Source organism: Methanosarcina sp. Kolksee (assembly GCF_000969945.1).
Taxonomy (GTDB): domain Archaea; phylum Halobacteriota; class Methanosarcinia; order Methanosarcinales; family Methanosarcinaceae; genus Methanosarcina; species Methanosarcina vacuolata.
The window spans coordinates 835,870-856,853 of record NZ_CP009524.1 but is presented as its reverse complement, the minus strand read 5'-3'; the positions used below and the strand labels follow the sequence as shown (position 1 = coordinate 856,853).

Genomic DNA, 20,984 nt, shown 5'->3' with positions numbered 1-20,984 from the left:
TTTTTGAATTTATCTATTGATTAGCGAATTCCCCCATTAAAAAAGGATTTATTTTGGAATCGATACATTAGTATCGATTTTGAGAGAGGAATTGAGTTCGCTGCGGGTCAGGACGAGTTTCTCGAGGTCGGCGTGGGCTGTGATATGAAATAAAAATTAGTTTCAGGATAGTTCTTAGTAGTATATAGATATCTTGAGGATAATTTTAACTTCTGCTAAATTTAAATAAATATATCTAATTGTACCTTAAATAGTTTATATACGGAAGATTTAAGATATTCTATAACTCAAAAATAAGTAAGGCAACTTATCTATTCACAATAAATCCATCTTCTGTGAGGGGGCAGAGTATTGGATGAAGAACTGAAATCCAAAATTCTAATAATTTTAACAATACTAGTTTTTGGCTACGGTTTTTATTTAAGTCTTGATGATGAATATGTTTTTGGAGCTTCCGTATCAGATGAATCTGTTTTCGAGGTCAACCTGACCACTGATGTTAAATATAAGTTTTTAATTGACGGTGGACTTTTTGGTGACCCTTTGCATCTCGATGTTACAATAAGCAAAGGTTCTTACGTTGCTTTTGATGAAAGCTTTAAGACGGATCCTATAGATACATATAAGGTTTATTATCCTTATGAGCCGATGTTTACCGTGAAAGAAAATGGTACTTATCAGGTCCATGTCAATCCAGGTAGTTCTGGATCGTGTGATATTGCAATTTTTGACACGCACGGTTAAATTATTTAAAAATATATAGTTACTTTACATAAATAATTGTAATTCAGAAAAAGAAAAATTGAAAAAACTGTGATTTTTTTCAGATTTTGCAGGAGTCCTTCGCAGGGCCTTTTTAATAAAAGTGATCTTTTCCTTTTGGGGAGAATTTCTGATTGAAAGTGAACTTCTCATCACATTCAATTCAATTGAAATATATTTCTCCTGCCAGCGGACACTGGGATCTTCCCCTAACAAGGTTGTAAATCAAAGTGAGACTGAAAAGCCGCAGTTTTTCAGAGTTAAAAGTATCAAATTTAAAAGGAGCCCTTCGCAGGGCCTTTTTGAAAAAAGTGATCTTTCCCTTTGTGGGGATTTTGTGATTGAAGTGAACCCTTCTTCACGTTCAACTCAGTTAAAATATATTTCTCAGGCCAGCGGACACTGGGATCTTCCCCGAATACGGTTGTAAATATTAAAAAACTGAAAACCCGCGAATTTTCTGAAGTTAAAGGAGTTTAGAAGGAGCCCTTCGCAGGGCCTTTTTGATAAAAGTGATCTTATTCCTTTTGGGGGAGATTTTCTGATTAAAGTAAACTCTTCTTCACGTTCAATTCAGTTTTAATATATTTCTCTAGCCGGCAGGATACTGGAATCTTACCCGAACACGTTTGTAGAGAAAAGAGAAATTGAAAAAACTGTGATTTTTGTAGATTAGAAGGGGCACTTTTCAGGGCTTCTTTAGATTAAGCGATTCTTTTCCTGTAGGTGAGTTTTACGATTCAAACGACATTTTTTAAGAAGAATTATGGATCGAATTGTTTTCTTAACCTTTTAAACAAGATATAACCTCTTTTTCCTTCTTCAGTTGAAAATTCCAATTATATGAAAAAATTCTAATATTGTTTTCAATAATATTAACCTTAACTTTCCATCGCTTAGGGAACAAACCAATACGATGATTTGTCTTTTGATACTGTTTTTCTAACAGAGTTATGCATCTTTCTTCTCCCGTTACTTTTAATTTCAACAAAAATTTTTTACATCTAATATTATCTGTCCTATAGATACCGAAAATTTTGTCTGAAACAAACTAAGAGATCTGGAGAAAATTTATTCCCTATATAGTATAAGTTTGAGTAATTTTTACGTTTTTGCTTATGTTTAAATTCGATGCCTGTAGTCTCAAACATCAATTTGTCATCTCTAGCTTCTGAGGGAATTGTCTGAAAAACTTCATACTAATTTTTGAAAATTCGGAGTGAAACATGATCAAGAGCATTGTTCTCTGAAAAAGTTATTCACTATTTGTAGCAGAGTTAAGGTTATAAATTTAGTTTCTAGAAATCAAATATTGGAAATAAAGAAACAGATGGTGACTATTTAGACAAATATATATACATGCTTAAGTAAAGTTATTTCATAAAAAGATAATAGAGTAGTATCTTAACAACTTGTTCCAATGTGATATCATCTGAATATCCCCTGTATTTAGTTCAAATAATAAATTGCTCGAATAAAGTTTATTAGCAAAATCATTCTCTGCGGAGGATTATTCGTGAACAATCAAATCATTATTGAATCGAGCACGATTACTCTTAAGGACCTAAAACAGCATCTTGAGGAAAATATTAAAAATGGTATTCACCTTGAAATTCGTGAGTCTAGAGTTAAAGAGCGAAACATACCCCAGGAAGTCCTAATCGCCGCGATTGGCACTTCGGGAACTATATTAGGCGTACTAATAACCAGCCTATTTCAATACGTATCAGCAAAACGTAATGAGATAATCGTTGTTGAAGTGGGTGACGTGCGTATAGAGGTTCCAGCAAATGTATCTGAGGAAAAACTTGATCGTCTGATCCAACTTGTGAAGTCAGCGAAAGAAACTCGAATAATTGTCAGGTAAGAAATCGAGGAAACCAAGGACATGCTTCAATCACTCAATCTATGGCTACCTCTCCAGTTACCTACCGGATTAGGCTACCTAGTAAAGAGGGCTGCTAATACGTTAGTTACTGCAAGAGACTTTGAAAATTCACTTGAGAGGAGCTTTCTCCTTGCAGTTTGTCAGACTTCTCTAAACAAAGGCGATGCCAAAGTTTTGGAATCTGTTGGAGATTTGTTAGCGAATAACCTGTTTAACCTTGATTATCCGTCCCAAGTAATGCAAGAGCTTATACCTTATATATCTGGGATCTATGGCAAATGTCTAAAAATTGCTTCAGAGAACCGTAAACAGAGTCTAATGATTAAATTTTTTGCTATGGCGGCAATCCATACAGAGATGAATTTCTATCTTAATCTTGATCAAGAGCACGAACAGCTAGAGGAAGCAGAAAAGTTCGCTAATGCAGCTATTAATTGCTTATGTGACTCTACTCTTTTACCGGAATCTGAAATCGCTTCAAGCCAAGAGATAGATTCGTGGATGACTTCAAGTCAAGAGATAGATTCGTGGACAATTTCAAGCCAGAAGATAGCATCTTGGATAATTCATGTATTTCCTTCCATGAAAAGTGAAGGCGAATTCATTGCACAAAAAGACTACTTTTTAGCCTATTTTCTTTATGAATGGATGAATAAGAAAATTCTCAAACAGTGGGAGTTCTTAAAATATATAGAAGATGCATCGGTACAAGCCAAAAATATTTATCTACAAAAATCTGCGTGCTTAGAGCGATGTTCCATATTCTGGAAAGTAGCCAAAGTCCCATACGGCCAATTAGCCATGCTAGAAAAAATAAGTTTTCTTCATTCTTTTAAATTGCAAAACATTGAGCTAGGTCGAAAATTTGCAGATGAAGCACTGAAGTTAGGAGATGATCTGAATTTTGACTTACAGATGGCAAAAGCTCCATCGGAAACAATTGTTAATCTTAGGCAACGCCTATATCGTCTATCTCGTTTGACTGGAGATCAGAAAAAGGTAGAACAACGACTAGATTTATTCTGTGCGCATCTGCACAGAGATGCTGATAAGTACTATGAAAAACAGGAATGGAATAAAGCTGCTAATTTTTATTCAAATTTAGGGTACAAGTACTTTAATGCTGCTGAATACGTGGGAAGTAGAGTCCTATACAACCTATCTATCTACTTTTTTGAAAAGGCTGAATATTGTCGCTCAAAAGAACCATATATTCTCCAAGAAAATCCAGATGATATGGATACTATGTCCTATAGGCGTTTAGAAATGTCCTATAGGCGTTTAGAGGCTAATGGATTTATCTACGGCGCGTCGGCGCGTCTTAGTAATAAGGGACCAGCAGTAGTTGGTTTGTTTTATGACGCTGCAGATCAATTGGCAGAAGCAGCATTTTTGACGTTTCAGAATCTTCAGATTCACGATTTTTACAATTCTACTGCACATTTTTTCTTGGCTCAAGCAGAACTGGCTAGAGCGGCTAAAGCCACTGGTTCTCAAGATTTTATTCGTCATATTATAAGTAGCGATCAAGCACTTGGTGAATGTTTTCCACTTTACAAAAACATATTTAACGCATATCAGTCAATTCTAAAAATTTTAGTTAATCCCAATAATCAAGAGAAGGATGAAGATAAAATAAGATATCTATCAAGGGGTGGTCACCCAGATCCTCGACATGTAGTAGATATTGCTCATAGAATTATCAGCCACTATGAGACAGGTAATTCCTGCCAATTATCAGATGACTTATTCGAGTTAGGACGTTGCTTCATCTATCTAAATCCATTGGGGTAAGAAGATTATGAGAAATATTCGGATAGATAAACTTTTTTTCCACGATTCATTTTCACAGCTTCCTATTTATCATAATATTGGAACTGCTGAAATCCACGAGTTGAATAGTTTGGATGAAATTGAACTATGCGAAGGGGAATATATAACTGACATCGGCGATGATCTACCCACCGTATCTTATAGAAAGCGGTGGATAACCACTAGGGGGTCATTAACAGAAGCCTACAAACAGGAATGGATTCGAATCACTAAATTAGCGCAACAGATTGCACCAAAGATAGAAGTACAATCGGAAATCTCTTTAGTGCCTAGCGGTATACAAGGCATTATTTGCTATAAGGCTGACGAAAAGAAAGTCGATGAATATACTGAATTCTTTAGTCGAAAAGTAAACCGACTTCTTCGTACTGCCGTTGAAAATTCTGGCATGGATCCAAATCCGTTTGGCCCAATGATCTTTAATCGTACTCATTGGCATTTTAAACTACGCTCTGTAATCAAGAGTTTACTTAATTCTTGTCCAACTCGGATTGCTTGGTTTTCTCCAGAATATATTCCTGTATTATCGGCTGCCCTTAAAGAGCTAAATACTAACCAGAAAGATAGGGGCAGGACAGTAACTCTCAGATACCAATTTGCATCTTTATCCGAAGTGCCTACTTTGATTTGTCAAACCAAGGAGTATCTTGATAACAATGCAATAGAGTGGAACCTTGATTCTTATCTGCAAATATCCTCATTTTTGGAAGAGCAAAATCAACAATTTGTGTCTGGAGAGAAAGAGCAAGAAATGAAGGTTTTATTTTTTCAGCCGTCATCAGGAACTGAGTTTAAGTGGATTAGCATCGGAATGGAGATCCCCAAACCAGATAGAGGTTTTCCCATTAAGTTGACAAATGGAGAAATTGAGTGGTTACCAAGACCTCCTTGGTCTTTGGGGCAGACAATAAATCCCAGAACAGATAGAAAAGGTTCTAAGAAATGTTCGAACTAATTAACGATATAGATACACAGCTTGCCCAAGGGAAAAAAGTTTGCCTTTCTAAGATAAGAGAGATGCTCCAAGAAGATTGGGAAAAAGAAGAATGGGATGCTATTTTAGATCTAGCTTCAAAGATATCAAGTTCTGGTGAACTAGTTCTTGCCTTGGAGATCTACAAAAAGGCTGGAGGAATAATTAAATGGCCAACAATTCGTGGCAGAGCTTTATTAGGAGAGGGTATCGTTTCGGCCAGAAAGTTGGAGTTTGAAAAGGCAACCGAATTAATGGAAGAGGCTGCTCAAATTGCTTTAGAACAGAGAGATTACAAGCAATTAATATCAGTCCGACAAAATCAACTAATTATGCTTTATAAACAGGGAAAATGGAGAGAGCTGGCTCTAAAGGCTAGCAGATGGATATGGGTTGAAGAGGAGTTACTTCCAAGATTAATGCTTAATTCTGCTCAGATGATGTATGATGTGAAACAATACGAAGAAGCCATCACTATTTTGGGACAGGGTAAAGAGCTATTATATAATGATTCTCCTCTAGAGCTTAAAATGGAATGGCTTGAAGCCCTTACTTTGAATCTTCGAGCAGCTGGTGATGATTATCTCTCACAAGCCTATTGCCTGCAGGCAATTCAACTCAATTACCCACAGAAAAAATTTGAGATTCTAGATATTCCCGAAAGGCGACAGCAATTATCACGACTTTATGATCTGCTTGCCCAAATTTATATAGAAATAGATGATAATGAACCTGATCTTCAGCCATGTTCTTTATTTGTTGCAGAGACAATGAAAGATCTAAATTTCTCAGCACCAATTCGTGCAGGAGTATTGCCTCCTAAATTGAAAACAAGAGAAGATGCAATTATCCTCCAGTTAGTATCTATGGAATCTAAAACAGAACAATCTTATCGCAAAAAATTAGAAACAGGATTGGGAGGATATATGCCATGCCAAGTCGGCCAATTAACTGATAATACAATAGATGGGCTAGTACGTCAGCTTAGCGTCCTTCATACCTCTGAAAATATAGATTTGATTCGGTTTAACAGCAAGTTTGATCAACGAGTTAAAGAAGATCTCACGTCTTGGTGGCCATCAGGCTGCATTGGGCTAGCTTATCGATTGGACCCTCAGGAATTGGTGCTCAATGCATATCTAGTTGAACCTGACGCTAATCTCAGAAAATTTCATTTTGATATCAATTATGCAGCAATTAACGCTCTGTTGAATATTTGTAGAAATGGAATTTCAGATGAATTAGAGTTCATGGCAAATCGACTTACTGAAATGTTACTACCACCATCGTTAAGGCAAGCTTTATGGGAAACAGAAGCATCAATTCTACTGATCTCTGCCGACCCGAAACTTGAAGGTGTGCCATGGGAAACTCTTGGTACCGACGGTTCTTATCTTGGCACAGATTACGATCTAGCAATTACACCTTCTCTAATTCGAGCAGCTAAACAAATTAATTCTTGTAGCCCTGTTGTCATTAAGCCTGATCTGTTTACTATTATTGCCAATCCCACTCAGGATCTACCCTTTGCAGAAAAGGAAGCACAAGAAATAATGAAACTTCTAGAAGACTATGAATTGAAGACCACCAAAATATCAAAATGTAAGCATGAAGAATTCTTATCACTTGCTCCAACTTCCAAATGGATTCATTATGCTGGTCATGCTAACTACCTTAATAGCTATCCAGGAGTTAGCTACCTTCACTTATATGATCACCTACTTACCGCACAGGAAATTGCTTCATCTAACATTGCGCAAGATTCTGTTTGGATATTGAATGCTTGCGAGATGGCTCAAACAGGTGATGGCGAAGGAGAATGTGGCTTGGGCTTATCCAGAGTGCTTCTCCTTAAGGGCGCATGTACTGTAATAGGAGCAAACTGGCCTACTGCTGATGAGGCAAGCGCAGATACACTAGTTGAATTTTACCAACGGTTTATTGGAGAACGGTCTACAATAACAAGAGCAATGCGCGACGTTCGTTGCGCCCTACATAGACATGGGTGTCCAATGTATGAGTGGGCACAATATAGCGTAATTGGTCATCCTAACGTAATAATCGGAACTGGTAAAAATACATGGACATACTAATATAGGTCATTGTGAAGAAACCTGAAATTACGTACTTTCCAACAATTGTTTTACTACCTTAGTTTGACAGTATAAACTAAATTTAGTGAGAGGCTTCAATTTTTTGTCAAAAATAATTGACAGTATTCATAAATTTAGTAAAATTGCCTCTGATTTTCCAGCTTCACAATCACTAGAAGGTAAATTCGTAGAGATTTTCGTCCTATTTTATCACTTTTGGCATCTGACTTTTTAGATAGTATCTATATTTTATCTGAGATTCATATTATCTGTCAAATTCTATGCCAAAAAGTTGGTCAAAAATCATAAAAATAGCCATCAAGAGAAAGAGATCATCTGTCAAATAGAATCGTAAAAAATTGGCAAAAATTTGTTGGAATAATATTACTTATCGTTTCAATGGATATGAAAACAATTTTCCCACATAAAAATCAAACTGTCAAACTAAGGTTACTATTATGAAAAAAAACTATTGTTATTTTCCTTTTTAAATTCCAAGATAATGGGGTATGTTAATATTCATAAAGACCAAATAATCTCTAAATCAAAGTATTCTCATCAATTAACAAAAAATCTTTACGAGTTTATTAACTGCAATTTCCAATAAATCATTAAGAAAAAGCCGCTCTCCTTCGTCGACCGTTGAGAGTCTGGGGTATAAAATGTGATCTTAAAAATGTTATCTGCTTATAAGAAAATCCAAGAGACTTACTTCCAAGCAAACAATAATCAAAACAGAAAAAACAGTTGAAGAAACTAAAATTAAAAAAAGAAGCCTGCTCCTCTAAAAGGAACAGACAAAATCACTAACTTATTTCTTGTCCATCACTTTCCTATACATCCTCGCCTGGAACCCATGATACTTCGCAAACCCTTCTGCATCCTTCTGGTCAATGGTCTGGCTGTCAAACGAAACCAGGTCCTCGGAATAAAGGGCATTCGGCTAGCTGCGGGCAAGGATCGTGAGGGCGCCTTTGTAGAGCCTAACTTTACTGCATTATAGTTTAATGAAAACCTGTTAGCTGAATTCTGTGTTCATGAAAAAAGTATAAAGAGGCTTATATAGCGGTTAATATAAGAAGAGTTGGACGATAAATGAAGACATTTTTATTTTTGAGTCAAAATCTGAAGTTCAAAAAAGGTGACCTTTTATTTTATTTACCAGTGTTGCAGATAAGCTTGTAAGTTTAATTCCCTTATTCCCCTTAACTTTTTCTTCCATCTCTCCTTTCTCGTTGTCTGAAAACTTCTGAAGAGGAATTGTTTTTGTAACTTTCATGCCATTCCCATAAAAATCTACTCCGAGAGATATTGTAAGATCTGTATGAGATTCAGAAAAATTGATGATGATATCTTCAAGCTTTTTCTCCATTGAATCTATTTTCTGTTCCATACATAACTTGGGAATCAACGGAATAAGAACAGATATCATCCCATACTGCTTTGGAATATCTTTTTGTTCCCTAATTTGTTGAGTTCTATCGAAAATATGCTGATTTGCAGGTAATCTAGGAATACTTGATTCTAAAGCAAAAATAAGATTCTCTACATTCCAGGTCATTTCTTCCTGACTACCAATTTCCCATTTATGAACCTCTCTACTGACGGCGCATGCAATTTCTTCTGTATCAGTACCTTGAGATTCCCGACACGCAGTCTTTGCTTTTTTCCGAATTTCTTCGAGAAGGGAGTTTAATTTTCTCTTGAGAATAGGAAACCCTCTTCTCAGTACTTCTGTCGCATAAGGAGAGATTTGTTCAGTTTCAGACATTAAATCTGCAGCCCGCTCACAGTATTCCATGTAATGGCTGAGTTCTTCTTTATTGTTCTCTAGGCTTCTATTCTCAAGGCTTTGGACTTCCTCTAATGCTTTTGCTAGATTATCTACAGCTTCAAAAAGTAATTCTTTGTTTTTTGACCTTTTAACTGCGCTTTTAGCCTCAGTAAGATATTTAGCAACTTCATTTTTCGCCTGCTGATTTTCGTCGGAAATTATTGTATAGAATGAACGATAGAACGGCAGGCAAAACTGTGATGGATTAAAAATAGTAGATTCCTGTGACGTTTTTTCGAAAAATTTTATAGCGTGCTCAAACTCTCTCCTGTAATCTATTTCATTCTCTGCTTGGGAAGCCTTAAAGATAGAAATTTTCCCTAGGCAGTAATAAGTGTTTCTCCTCACACCAATATCTTCATCACTTGTGAGTTCTATCAACTCTTCCCAAAATTGTCGTTGATCTGGAAGTTGAGAATAAACAGAACTAAGAATAGATGCGACAGTTGCTCTTACATTTCTATCCTTATTCCTCATACAGTTAAGTAAATCTTGACTAAGCCTTTGTTTATCCGGAATTAAATGAAAAGCAGAAACTAAAGCATAAGCTACCTGGTTTCTCACATCTATATCCTTATGTGCTGAGAGAGTGAGAAGATCTTCCCAAGCTGCTTCCTTATTGTCTACCATCAAGATAGCAGATTTTAAGACATTTGCTACAATTCTTCTTACTTGATAATCTCCAGAAGTAACTTTAATTAGGTCGTTCCACGCTTTTTGTTTATCAGGAACATACGAAAAATTATTTACAAGCCCATTCGCGGCAATCGTTTTAATTTGACTGTCTTTATCAAAAGAGAACTTAACTAAAGACTCCCAAACCTTTTGTTTCTCTGGAGCTAATGTATAATTAGAAACAACTGCATTTAAAACATCTTTTTTAACTTGGATATTTTTATCGTGGATTAATTCGATTAGATCTTCCCAAGCTTTATGCTTATCGCAAACATTTGGAAAAATAGAATTAATATTGCTCGCAGAAATTGTTTTTACTTCAGTCTCCTCATATTTTATGAGTCGAATAAGATATTCCCAAGCTTTGTATTTATCTTCGCGGCTGACAATATTTAAACAAAGAATTTTGGTCGCAGCACGCAAACTATTCTTATTTGTAGTTCTTGTAAATCGTAATAAATCTGCCCAAGCTTTTTCTTTATCTGGTGAATTTGAAAAAATAGAAATCATAGAGTTTTTTACTGTTTCATCTGCTTTATTTTCCTTAAAATCAACTAATTTAGTTATATCTAACCATGCTTTCTCCTTATCAGGGACAAGTGGAAAAGCCAAACTAAATATTAATGGCATGCACGATGTTACTCTATAATCTTCGTTGATCAACAGTTTTGCCGTTAATGCCACTAATTCTTCCCACGCCTTCTGTTTGTCAGAAACTTGAGGAAAAAGTTCAATAACATTACGTCTTGCACCAGGAGCATATTCAAGGTACGCGATTTCAAATATTTCTAAAGAACGTTTCCAATTTTCATCATCCATGAATTTTTAAAATCTCCGCCACTTGTCACTAATTCTAAAAACTTATAATTTAAAAAAGTTTCTATATAAAATTCTATTTGAGCAAATTATACTTTAAAAACCAATTTTTTTACGACAGGCCCGTGCTACGCACGGTGACAATAACGGTTTAAGACAGCTATTATTGCACTCTGGAAAAGTTAAATCCATTAATTACTCTGGAACTATGGAAAAAGCAAATAACTGAAAATCCAAAAATAGCCAGAAATAAGTCAAAAAAGAGAATAATTGTCCTGCCTACTGAAAAACAGGCAGGAAAAGAAATAAAATTTCAAATTCACTGCTTATCCATCACTTTCCTGTACATCCTCGCCTGGAACCCGTGATACTTCGCAAATCCTTCTGCATCCTTCTGGTCAATGGTCTGGCTGTCAAACGAAACCAGGTCCTCGGAATAAAGCGCATTCGGTGAGCTGCGGGCAAGGATCGTAAGGGCGCCTTTGTAGAGCCTGACTTTCACTGTACCTGTAACCCTTTCCTGGGACTTATCGATAAAAGCATTCAGGTCGGCATAAAGCGGCTCGTCCACAAGCCCGTAATAGGCAAGTTCGGACCACTGGTCGTCTACGATCGTCTTGAACTTGAGTTCGCTGCGGGTCAGGACGAGTTTTTCGAGGTCGGCGTGGGCTGCCAGGAGAACGGTTGCAGCCGGGTGCTCGTAGTTCTCGCGGGCTTTTAAGCCGAGCACGCGGTCTTCAATCATATCGGTCCTGCCAACGCCGTTTTCGCCTGCGATTTCATTCATTTTCTTCACAAGGGCGTAGCCGCTCATTTTTTCGCCGTCAAGGGAAACCGGAACTCCTGCTTCAAAACCTATGTCAACAATCCTTGGTTTGTCAGGGGCTTTTTCAGGCGAGGTTGTCCACTCGAAGATCTCTTCCGGCGGGACAAACGAAGGGTCTTCAAGCCTGCCGCCTTCGATGCTGCGGCTCCAGATGTTTTCGTCAACGCTCCAGGGCTTGGACTTTGTGACTTCCACCGGGATTCCGTGCTCTTTTGCGTAGTCGATTTCCCACTCGCGGGTCAGGTTCATTTCTCGCATCGGGGCGATAACATCCATATCGGTCTGGCGGAAAACAGCTTCAAAACGGAGCTGGTCATTGCCTTTTCCTGTGCAGCCGTGGGCAAGGGCTACTGCCCCTTCTTTCCGGGCAGCCTCGACCACTTTCTTTGCGATCAGAGGGCGGGCAATTGAGGTTCCCATTACATAGCCTTCGTAGCTTCCGTTGGCTTTGATCAGGGGGAAGACGTAATCGTTAACGAACTCTTCCTTTGCATCAATCGTATAATGCTTGTTGCTGATCTTCTCTGCTTTTGCATCTGCCCGCTTGATTTCCTCTTCAGGCTGCCCGACATCGACTGAAATTGTAACTACTTCGTCGTAACCGTACTTTTCCTTGAGGATGGGGATGCACACCGAGGTGTCAAGCCCTCCTGAATATGCAAGTGCAACTTTCTTTGCCATGCTTTTACTACCCCTTGTTTAACGGATAACGGATATATGATATGATAAGAACCAAAAGATTGACATGTCAATCCAGTGACACGCTAATGGATTGATACATTGTGGATTGACTTGTTAATAGATTTACGTGTTAACGGATCAGTAAGTTCAGTAAGTTCAGTAAGTTCAGTAAGTTCAGTAAGTTCAGTAAGTTCAGTAAGTTCAGTAAGTTCAGTAAGTTCAGTAAGTTCGCTAGGGTTAATAAGGTTAATAAGTTTAATAATTTTGGCAACAGGATATCTAATTCCTGTATATTTAACAGCCAGCGACTGGTAGATTCAAAAACTGATTATGTTTTGCCGGAGGATGGAAAGCCACCCTGCCGGCTGTGATTCATATGTAAATTTTCTGTTGGCCGATGTTTTTAATTAAGCAGTACTCTTCAACAGGTACCCTTAAAGAGTTACATGCTGACAGCTCTTTTTCCTTGATTTATCTTACTGTTCCATCTCTTTGTGGTACTCATTGATGGACTTGATCGTAAGTTCCTCGCCCTTCTTCATAGTTTCAATGGCATCGGCTGCGGCTATTGCTGCCTGCATTGTGGTAATGTACGGGACCTTGAAATCAACAGCAGCCCGCCTGATCCTTGAACCGTCCCTGCGTGACTGTTTGCTTGTTGGGGTATTGATAATAAGGTCAACCTCATCCCTGCGCATCATATCTATGACATTCGGGCTTCCGTCATGGACCTTTTTCACGACATCCATGAAGACCCCGTGCTGTGCAAGATAGTTTACAGTGCCCTGTGTTCCCATAAGTTCAAGGCCTGCTGCCTGCAGTTTCTTTGCAACGTCCACGAGTTCGGTCTTGTCAGCATTCCTTATGGAAAGGAAGACTTTTCCTGTAAGAGGCAGCACATTGTCGGCTGCAAGCTCTGCCTTATAATATGCCCTTCCGAAATCGTAGTCAATCCCCATGACCTCGCCAGTACTCTTCATCTCCGGGCCGAGTACAGGGTCTGCACCTGGTAACTTATCGAAAGGCAGGAGGACTTCTTTAATTGAGACATGGTTGGGTTTTGGCTCGTCCGTGTATCCAATGCTCTTTAAGCTGTGCCCTGCAATTACCTTGGCTGCAATCTTTGCAAGCGGGATTCCAACGGCTTTTGAAACAAAAGGAATTGTCCTGCTTGAACGCGGGTTTGCTTCAAGCACATAGACCTTCCCGCCTTTCTCTGCCATCTGTATGTTAATCAGCCCTTTGACCTTTAGGGCAAGAGCTATCTTGCGGGTATAGTCCCTTACCTGGTCAAGAACCTCAGGCGAAAGACTCTGGGGTGGAATTACACAGGCCGAGTCTCCGGAGTGAACACCGGCTTCCTCAATGTGTTCCATTATTGCGCCAATAAGCACATCTTTCTGGTCGCAGACTGCATCCACATCAATTTCAGAGGCTGCCTCAAGGAAATCATCAATCAGTATTGGGTGTTCGTGAGAGACCCTGACTGCCTCTTTCATATAGCGTTCAAGGTCGATTTCATCGTATACGATTTCCATTGCCCGCCCGCCGAGCACGTAAGAAGGACGCACAAGTACAGGGAAGCCGATCCGCTTCGCAACCTCAATTGCTTCCTTGTGGGAAGTTGCATATCCGCCTTCAGGCTGTGGAACACCAAGCTCCTGCATAAGGATATAGAACTTTTCCCTGTCTTCGGCAAGGTCCATGTCATCAGGATCCGTCCCCAGGATCACGGTATTAAGGTCGGTCCTGCGCTTCAATTCCTGCTTAAGGGGAATTGCAAGGTTTACCGAAGTCTGCCCTCCAAACTGCACCAGGACTCCGTCAGGTCTCTCACGTTCGATTACGTTCATCACATACTCAAGGGTAAGAGGTTCAAAAAAGAGCTTGTCTGAGGTATCAAAGTCTGTAGATACGGTTTCGGGGTTGTTATTAATAATGTGGGTCTCTATGCCTTCTTCCCGAAGCGCAGTAACTGCGTGCACAGTACAGTAATCGAACTCTATTCCCTGTCCAATCCTTATAGGGCCTGCACCAAGGATAAGAATCTTCTTCTTGTCTGTGGCGTTTGTCTCGCAGTCGTCTTCGTAAGTAGAATAGTAATAAGGAGTAGCTGCCTCAAACTCGGCTGCACAGGTATCTACCATCTTGAAGGTAGCCAGGATTCCGGCTGTATGCCTGAGGTCACTTATTTCCTGCCTGGTCCTGTCAGTCAGCTCGGCAAGGCGGGTGTCCGGGAAACCCATCCTTTTTGCTTCACGCAGGAGGTCAGGAGTGAGTTCTTCTGCCCTTATGCGCTTTTCCATATCCACGATCCTTTTTATCTTTGAGATAAAGAAGGGGTTGATGCTCGAAAGCTCGGCAATTTCTTTTACCGACATGCCCCTCTCAAGTGCATCGAAGATAACAAAAAGGCGTTCACTTGTAGGGGTTTTGAGGAGAGTTTTAGTTTCAGGCTCGTCCCAGTGCTTATTTCCTAACTGGTTGTCGATATCCAGGGACTTAAAAGCCTTTAGCAGAGACTCTTCAATAGTCCTGCCAATTGCCATGACTTCTCCCGTACTTTTCATGGCTGTAGTCAGGGTCTTGTCTGCAGTTGTGAACTTGTCAAAAGGCCACCTGGGAATCTTTGTAATTACATAGTCCAGAGCAGGCTCAAAAGAAGCAGGGGTGCTCTTAGTAACATTGTTTATGATCTCATCAAGCGCCATTCCGATTGCGATTTTTGCAGTTACGCGGGCAATCGGGTAACCTGTAGCTTTGGATGCAAGAGCTGATGACCTTGAAACCCTCGGATTTACCTCGACAACGCGGTAATCGCCTTCTTTTAAGGCGTACTGGATATTGCACCCACCTTCGATTTTGAGAGCTCGGATAATCTTGATTGAGGCACTCCTGAGCATCTGGTGCTCAGCATCACTTAAAGTCTGGGAAGGGGCAACAACTGCCGATTCTCCGGTATGCACGCCCATGGGGTCAATATTTTCCATGTTACAGATCACGATGCAGGTATCGTTTGCATCTCTCATGACTTCATATTCGACCTCTGCCCAGCCAAGCACGCTTTCTTCAATGAGCACCTGGTTGATGCGGCTGCGCCTTAGCCCGCGTTCCGTGATTTCAAGCAGCTCTTCTTTTGTGCGGGCAATTCCGCCTCCTGCACCACCGAGGGTGTAAGCCGGACGGACAATTAGGGGAAGCCCGAGTTCCTCGACAACGTCTTCGGCTTCTTTTAAAGAATTAACTGCCCGGCTTAAAGGAACCTTTTCTCCGATCCTGAGCATGGTCTCTTTGAAGAGTTCCCTGTCTTCAGTGTTTTTAATAGCTTCAACAGGGGTCCCCAGGATTTCGACATTATATTTTTCAAATACGCCCTTTTCTGCAAGTTCACTGGTAATATTAAGGCCGGTCTGTCCTCCAATGCCTGCAATAATCCCGTCTGGGCGCTCTTTTTCAATAATCCTTTCTACTATCTTGGCATCAAGGGGCTCGATATAGACCGAATCAGCCATTTCAGGATCGGTCATTATGGTTGCAGGGTTTGAGTTTACAAGGACAACCTTTATCCCTTCCTCTTTTAAGGACCTGCAGGCCTGGCTGCCTGAGAAGTCGAATTCCGCAGCCTGTCCTATAGTGATTGGCCCTGAGCCTATAAGCAAAACCTTCTTTATGTCCTCACGTTTAGGCATTAAATCTCACCTCCGAGGACATTTACAACCTTGCCGAAGAACGTTTCCTCGGTATCCATAGGCCCTGCCTGGGCTTCGGGATGGAACTGTACACTGAAAATATCCAGGTCTTTGTGGGAAACCCCTTCTACGGTTTTGTCATTTGCATTCAGGTATTTTACATAGAGCCCTGTGCCGTCAAGAGAGTCCGCATCAACTGCATACCCATGGTTCTGGGAGGTTATGAAAATCTTGTTTTCAATCAGGTCCTTTACTGGCTGATTTCCTCCCCTGTGCCCGAATTTCAACTTGTAGGTTTTTGCTCCCATAGCAAGGGAGATAATCTGGTGCCCGAAACAGATCCCACAAACCGGAATCGTGCCTGCAAAAGCCTTTACGGCATTAATCGCATCCGTTGCTTTTTCGGGATCTCCTGGCCCGTTTGAGATAAAAAGGAGGTCAGGTTCGTAACCTGCAATTTCCGAGGGTTTTGCAGTTGCAGGGACCAGAGTGAGGTCAATTCCCCGCCTGTGAAGGTTGTTTATGATATTTCGTTTTATCCCGAGGTCAACTATAACCGCATGTTTGCGTTTGCTGCCTCCTTTCCAGGCACCTTCTGCTCCGGGAATGAAATATGGTTCTTTACAGGTTACAAGGGAGATAAGTTCCTCATCCGTGAGCTGTGGAGAGTTCCTTGCTACATCAACAGCCTCTTCCCCGTCGTCGCTGCCTGTGATAAGGGCTGCCCTCATGGTCCCACACTCCCTTGCTCTGATAGTGAGCATCCGGGTGTCCACGCCTTCAATCCCCGGCTTTCCTTCATCCTCTAAAAATTTGTGGATCGAACGGGATGATTTATAATGATAGGGCTTTTTGCAGGCCTCCCTTACAACAAGCCCTTCCGCATGCATGTTATCGGACTGGACGCGCTCCCCGCTGACACCGTAGTTTCCGATAAGGGGGTAAGTAAACATTAAAATCTGACCCTTGTAAGAAGGATCTGTTAGAGCCTCCTCATATCCAGTGAATTGAGTGGTAAAAACAAGTTCGCCGCAAGCTGTGCCTTCGGCACCAAAACCGGTGCCCCTAATAACTGTTCCGTCTTCTAAGCCTAGTACTGCTTTCATCATCTGAACCTGCGAGTAAATGTCATAAGACATGTATAAGTGTTGCGATGAATTTCCCTACTCTCTTAATTACGGGTATTTTTTGAGTTTATTAATATATAAATATTTCAATGAAACTCTATGCCCAATAAATAGACTTTTCCAGCCTGTTTAATGTTCCATTTTTCAACTCAAGAGCTTTCTAAATTTCAAACTGTTTGAAATCTGATAATCTCCATATAAAATGAAAATGTTCGAAATCTTTGCCGCAACTGAAAATAAGACCTTTACCCCGGGTATCTCATACAGCAGGATGGAATTTAGCAGGCTCATTTTAGAGAAAAAAACTGAGAAATCAGGAATGCTGCATATAATCCATTATTTCACCTTTAACCTTAGGGCAGAAGTATCAAAAGAGAATTATACCTGGAAAGGGAAAAGCTTTTCCAAATTTCACAATCAGAGAAAAACGGAAAGAAAAAACAGAAAGAAAAAACGGAAAGAAAAATGGAAAGAAAAAACAGAAAGAAAAACTGAAAAGTCGTACTCTCTTTTTCTTCATCCTGTGCTTTTCTATTGCGAGTAATCTATAATATTGGCCGGCTTCTAATGTAAAATAAATAGCTTTCAGACAAGAAAATTCCTTAACCGATGACCAATTATATAATTTTATAATATATAAATGGACTTCAGGCTTCTGTTTTCTTTATACAATTCAAATTTAGTTCTTGTGTTTATTGATTACTGACATATTTCATTTTACCCCAGGTTAATGCGTCAAAACAATGTGTTTTTTGCAATAAAATACAGTATTTTAGCAGAATCTATCAAATTAGGGTCGTATTCTTGATCTGAATTACCGTATTCTAAATTCTGCTTAACTAAAGGAACCTGTCCAAAAATGATTTTTAAAAAACGCACATGATCTCCTTTGAATAACATGCACAACCAATGAAAGTGCTTGCAGATAGCAGTATTTTCATGCAAATTATTAATCTCATACTTATTTTAAGTAGCTGTGAACATAGACATAAAAGAGGCAAAAAATGGTAAAAATGGCAATAACGGCAAAAATTGATAAACTGACAAAAACGACAAAAACGGCAAATACCCTTAAGGAGCTTAACAGGTCGGCAGAAGAAAACTGCAAAAAAGGCAGAATTTCCTTTAAGGTAGGGAAGTTCGAAGACGCACTTGCTGCCTATGGAGAAGCAGCTGATGCCTGGAAAGAAATGGCAGATATGCTTTTCGAAAAAGGAAAAGAGGCCCGAGGGAAAGAGTTTCTTGATAAAAACCTGGAGACCATATCATGTTACGGGATGGTTCTTTTCAAGCTTGAAAGATATGAAGAAGCTCTGGAGATTGTTGATTCCGCCCTTGAACTTAAGCCTGAAAACCCTACCGAGTGGTCCAACCGGGGTTTCGTGCTCTCAGCTCTGGACCGGAACGAAGAAGCCCTTGAAGCTTTCGAAAAAGCGCTTGCATTTGACCCGAAATCCCCCAAAATCCTGACTAGCCAGGGCATAGTATATTTCAGGATGGGGCTTCTAAAAAAAGCTCTTGAGACTTTTGACGAATCTCTGGCAATCGAACCCGGGAAAGCTTCGGACTGGGCCTGCAAGGTTCCCAGGTTCAGTTTCTTTTCCCGGAATGAAGCACCTATTATGAAGCCTAACAATGCTGAGACCTGGTACTGGAAAGGCAACGCACTTCTTGAGCTTGGAGAAAAGGAAAAAGCCCTTAATGCCTTCAGGAACGCTCTTGAAAACGACCCCGAACACCTCAACTCTCTTCTTAGCGGAGGGGATTTGCTCTGCGAATTTGCTGAGTACGGTGAGGCTTTTAAGTGTTATATACGGGCCCTGAAACTCAGCCCTGGAAATGAAGCCGCTGAGAAAGGAAAAGAGTTTTGTGAAGAGAAAATTAATGAATGATTATAAAAGCACATTCAAGCTTAATTTCTGGCTCTTCGCTGTTCTCTATGGATAAAATGATTTTCAATTCAAGATCGCATTGGTTTTTATGAGAATATTATGAGAATATTATGAGGATAGCCACACAAAACAACGAAGAGCCATTTTCTATTTTTGGTGTGGGTATTTTCTAACTGAGCAGTTATTATCAACCCATTCCAAAACTCAGAATTTGCTTCTTAGACTTTGTATTTCGAGTAACCAACTAAATTCATGATCATGAAAAAAAATTCTGAAAACTTCCAGCAATTAAGAATTTTGAGATAGGCTCATTCATAAAAAAAGGCCATAGACTGTATATTAAAGTTAGATTCATGCAAAAAAAATAATATCAAATAAAACAGATTTCAATTTCCTAATTACTCAATTTTTGATGCTTGGCACGACATTAGAAGGATATGCATATATTGTCAAATACTGAACTTTAACTATATCCAGATTAAAACTTTGTCTTCATGAGATGTCTTCGAATTGTTAGTTGTAAACATAGCATTCTTGACTATGACCTACTTACTCCAAAATCAAATTATGAAGTGAAAACATGAATGTACTATATGATTACTCAATATTTCAACTTCAACGTTATGGAGGAATCTCCAGATATTTCTATGAGATGATAAGTTGTCTCTCTATGAAGAATGAAATCAATGTCAATTTATTTGAAGGTTTTCACATTAATGAGTATGAATTTCAGAAGAATAAAGAGAATTTTGGACGGTATCGCGGGTATAAAACGTTTCCTTTTCCAGGTAGCGGTTATTTATTCGACACATTGAACAGAATATGGTTTAATCACGTTTATGATGATTTTTCAAATTTAAATATTTTTCATCCAACTTATTACAGGGGAGATTTAAGCAGGTTCAAAAAATCACCCGTAGTATTAACAGTACACGATATGATTCATGAGTTATATAGTGACCAATATAGTAAAAATGATCCTGAAATGAAGTACAAAAAATTATCAATTAACTCTGCTGACGCAATAATCTGTGTTTCTATGAATACTAAAGAGGACTTACTCAAGTTTTATGATTTTCCTGAAGAAAATATCTGGGTAGTCTATCATGGAAGTTCTCTTAATAGATCTATGCTTCTTGATCCTGGAAAAATTGTCAATGAAGATATTATGAAGAAACCCTACTTTTTATACGTAGGAAAGCGAGATGGATATAAAAACTTCTTAATGCTGCTGGATGTTTATGCCACTCGTTTTGCAGATGATTTTCATCTCGTTTGTTTTGGAGGAGGCAAATTTAATGAAACAGAACTGGGTATACTTAATAAACTCAAGCTTTCGAGTAAGGTTATTCAAGTAGATGGTTCTGATGAATTCTTGGCATCTTTGTACAAATATGCATTTTGTTTAATTTATCCTTCTTTATATGAAGGGTTTGGTATTCCTCCCCTTGAAGCTATGTCTTTAGGGTGCCCGGTAATTGCAAGCAAGACCAGTTCAATTCCTGAGGTGGTTAGCGGAGGAGGAATATTATTCGATCCGTTTTCAAAGGATGATTTAATTCGTTCAATAGATTCATTAATGAACCCAAATATAAGATCTCACTGGATATCAAAGGGATTTGAACAGGAAAAAAAATTCAGTTGGGATAGAACTACAAATGAAACACTTAACGTTTATGAATCTATAATATCCTAACATTTTAAATTAGAAGTTATTATTATGGGGTCTTCCAGTTATTTTCTAGGAAACAGGTTTTCTAGGAAACAGGTTTTCTAGGAAACAGGTTTTCTAGGAAACAGGTTTCCAATTAAGAAAAGTTATGTATGCAAATGATATGGCTGAAGCACATATATATTGATAGAAAATTATAACTCTAATGAAATATAGGAGTTTA

12 protein-coding genes and 1 pseudogene are annotated in these 20,984 nt (G+C 39.1%); 8 read left to right on the top strand and 5 right to left on the bottom strand.

Going from position 1 to position 20,984, the window contains the following annotated elements; genetic code table 11:
• Positions 1–351 precede the first annotated feature (351 nt).
• The 5 genes from MSKOL_RS03630 (at position 352) to MSKOL_RS03600 (ending at position 7,549) form a co-directional block, all read left to right on the top strand.
• Positions 352–744, top strand: coding sequence for a hypothetical protein (locus MSKOL_RS03630; protein ID WP_048153759.1), 393 nt, complete (start codon positions 352–354; stop codon positions 742–744).
• A 1,534-nt stretch (positions 745–2,278) separates the two neighbouring features.
• Positions 2,279–2,629: a hypothetical protein gene (locus MSKOL_RS03615; protein ID WP_048153754.1), complete on the top strand. Its 351-nt coding sequence runs from the start codon at positions 2,279–2,281 to the stop codon at positions 2,627–2,629.
• Positions 2,630–2,650: 21 nt separating this feature from the next.
• Positions 2,651–4,444, top strand: coding sequence for a hypothetical protein (locus MSKOL_RS03610; RefSeq protein ID WP_048153752.1), 1,794 nt, complete (start codon positions 2,651–2,653; stop codon positions 4,442–4,444).
• A 7-nt stretch (positions 4,445–4,451) separates the two neighbouring features.
• Positions 4,452–5,438 carry a hypothetical protein gene (locus tag MSKOL_RS03605; protein ID WP_048153750.1) on the top strand — a complete coding sequence of 329 codons (987 nt, stop codon included), beginning with the start codon at positions 4,452–4,454 and terminating at the stop codon, positions 5,436–5,438.
• On the top strand, positions 5,426–7,549 hold the full coding sequence (locus tag MSKOL_RS03600) for a CHAT domain-containing protein (protein WP_048153749.1): 2,124 nt from the start codon (positions 5,426–5,428) through the stop codon (positions 7,547–7,549). Before MSKOL_RS03605 ends, MSKOL_RS03600 begins: the two co-directional genes overlap by 13 nt.
• An 811-nt stretch (positions 7,550–8,360) precedes the next feature.
• Here the strand turns inward: MSKOL_RS03600 and MSKOL_RS19760 are convergent.
• The 5 genes and pseudogenes from MSKOL_RS19760 to carA form a co-directional block, all read right to left on the bottom strand.
• Positions 8,361–8,540, bottom strand: a pseudogene (locus tag MSKOL_RS19760) (argininosuccinate synthase); the annotation flags it as partial.
• 141 nt (positions 8,541–8,681) lie between these two features.
• The gene (locus MSKOL_RS03595) at positions 8,682–10,877 is read right to left on the bottom strand and encodes a HEAT repeat domain-containing protein (protein WP_197078819.1); all 2,196 of its coding nucleotides are present in this window, start codon (positions 10,875–10,877) and stop codon (positions 8,682–8,684) included.
• Between the two features lie 316 nt (positions 10,878–11,193).
• Entirely contained in the window at positions 11,194–12,381 is a 1,188-nt protein-coding gene (locus MSKOL_RS03590; protein ID WP_048153747.1) for an argininosuccinate synthase, read from the bottom strand.
• A gap of 476 nt (positions 12,382–12,857) precedes the next feature.
• Complete coding sequence (gene carB / locus MSKOL_RS03585) at positions 12,858–16,070, bottom strand: carbamoyl-phosphate synthase large subunit (RefSeq protein ID WP_048153745.1); 3,213 nt, start codon at positions 16,068–16,070, stop codon at positions 12,858–12,860.
• On the bottom strand, positions 16,070–17,176 hold the full coding sequence (gene carA, locus MSKOL_RS03580; protein WP_048153743.1) for a glutamine-hydrolyzing carbamoyl-phosphate synthase small subunit: 1,107 nt from the start codon (positions 17,174–17,176) through the stop codon (positions 16,070–16,072). Before carA ends, carB begins: the two co-directional genes overlap by 1 nt.
• Before the next feature lie 223 nt (positions 17,177–17,399).
• Here carA and MSKOL_RS03575 point away from each other — a divergent pair, with 223 nt between their 5' ends.
• The 3 genes from MSKOL_RS03575 (at position 17,400) to MSKOL_RS03565 (ending at position 20,785) form a co-directional block, all read left to right on the top strand.
• Positions 17,400–17,741: a hypothetical protein gene (locus MSKOL_RS03575; RefSeq protein WP_048153740.1), complete on the top strand. Its 342-nt coding sequence runs from the start codon at positions 17,400–17,402 to the stop codon at positions 17,739–17,741.
• A gap of 460 nt (positions 17,742–18,201) precedes the next feature.
• A complete protein-coding gene (locus MSKOL_RS03570) occupies positions 18,202–19,089 on the top strand; it encodes a tetratricopeptide repeat protein (protein ID WP_231592416.1) in 888 nt (295 codons plus the stop codon).
• A 580-nt stretch (positions 19,090–19,669) separates the two neighbouring features.
• Positions 19,670–20,785, top strand: coding sequence for a glycosyltransferase family 1 protein (locus MSKOL_RS03565; RefSeq protein ID WP_048153738.1), 1,116 nt, complete (start codon positions 19,670–19,672; stop codon positions 20,783–20,785).
• The last annotated feature ends 199 nt before the right edge of the window (positions 20,786–20,984 follow it).

Coding starts and splice junctions, on each gene's coding strand:
- MSKOL_RS03595 (WP_197078819.1), bottom strand. CDS start 10,877: ATGGATGATGAAAATTGGAAACGTTCTTTAGAAATATTTGAAATCGCG.
- MSKOL_RS03600 (WP_048153749.1), top strand. CDS start 5,426: ATGTTCGAACTAATTAACGATATAGATACACAGCTTGCCCAAGGGAAA.
- MSKOL_RS03575 (WP_048153740.1), top strand. CDS start 17,400: ATGAAAATGTTCGAAATCTTTGCCGCAACTGAAAATAAGACCTTTACC.
- MSKOL_RS03605 (WP_048153750.1), top strand. CDS start 4,452: ATGAGAAATATTCGGATAGATAAACTTTTTTTCCACGATTCATTTTCA.
- carB (WP_048153745.1), bottom strand. CDS start 16,070: ATGCCTAAACGTGAGGACATAAAGAAGGTTTTGCTTATAGGCTCAGGG.
- MSKOL_RS03590 (WP_048153747.1), bottom strand. CDS start 12,381: ATGGCAAAGAAAGTTGCACTTGCATATTCAGGAGGGCTTGACACCTCG.
- carA (WP_048153743.1), bottom strand. CDS start 17,176: ATGAAAGCAGTACTAGGCTTAGAAGACGGAACAGTTATTAGGGGCACC.
- MSKOL_RS03610 (WP_048153752.1), top strand. CDS start 2,651: ATGCTTCAATCACTCAATCTATGGCTACCTCTCCAGTTACCTACCGGA.
- MSKOL_RS03565 (WP_048153738.1), top strand. CDS start 19,670: ATGAATGTACTATATGATTACTCAATATTTCAACTTCAACGTTATGGA.
- MSKOL_RS03570 (WP_231592416.1), top strand. CDS start 18,202: ATGGTAAAAATGGCAATAACGGCAAAAATTGATAAACTGACAAAAACG.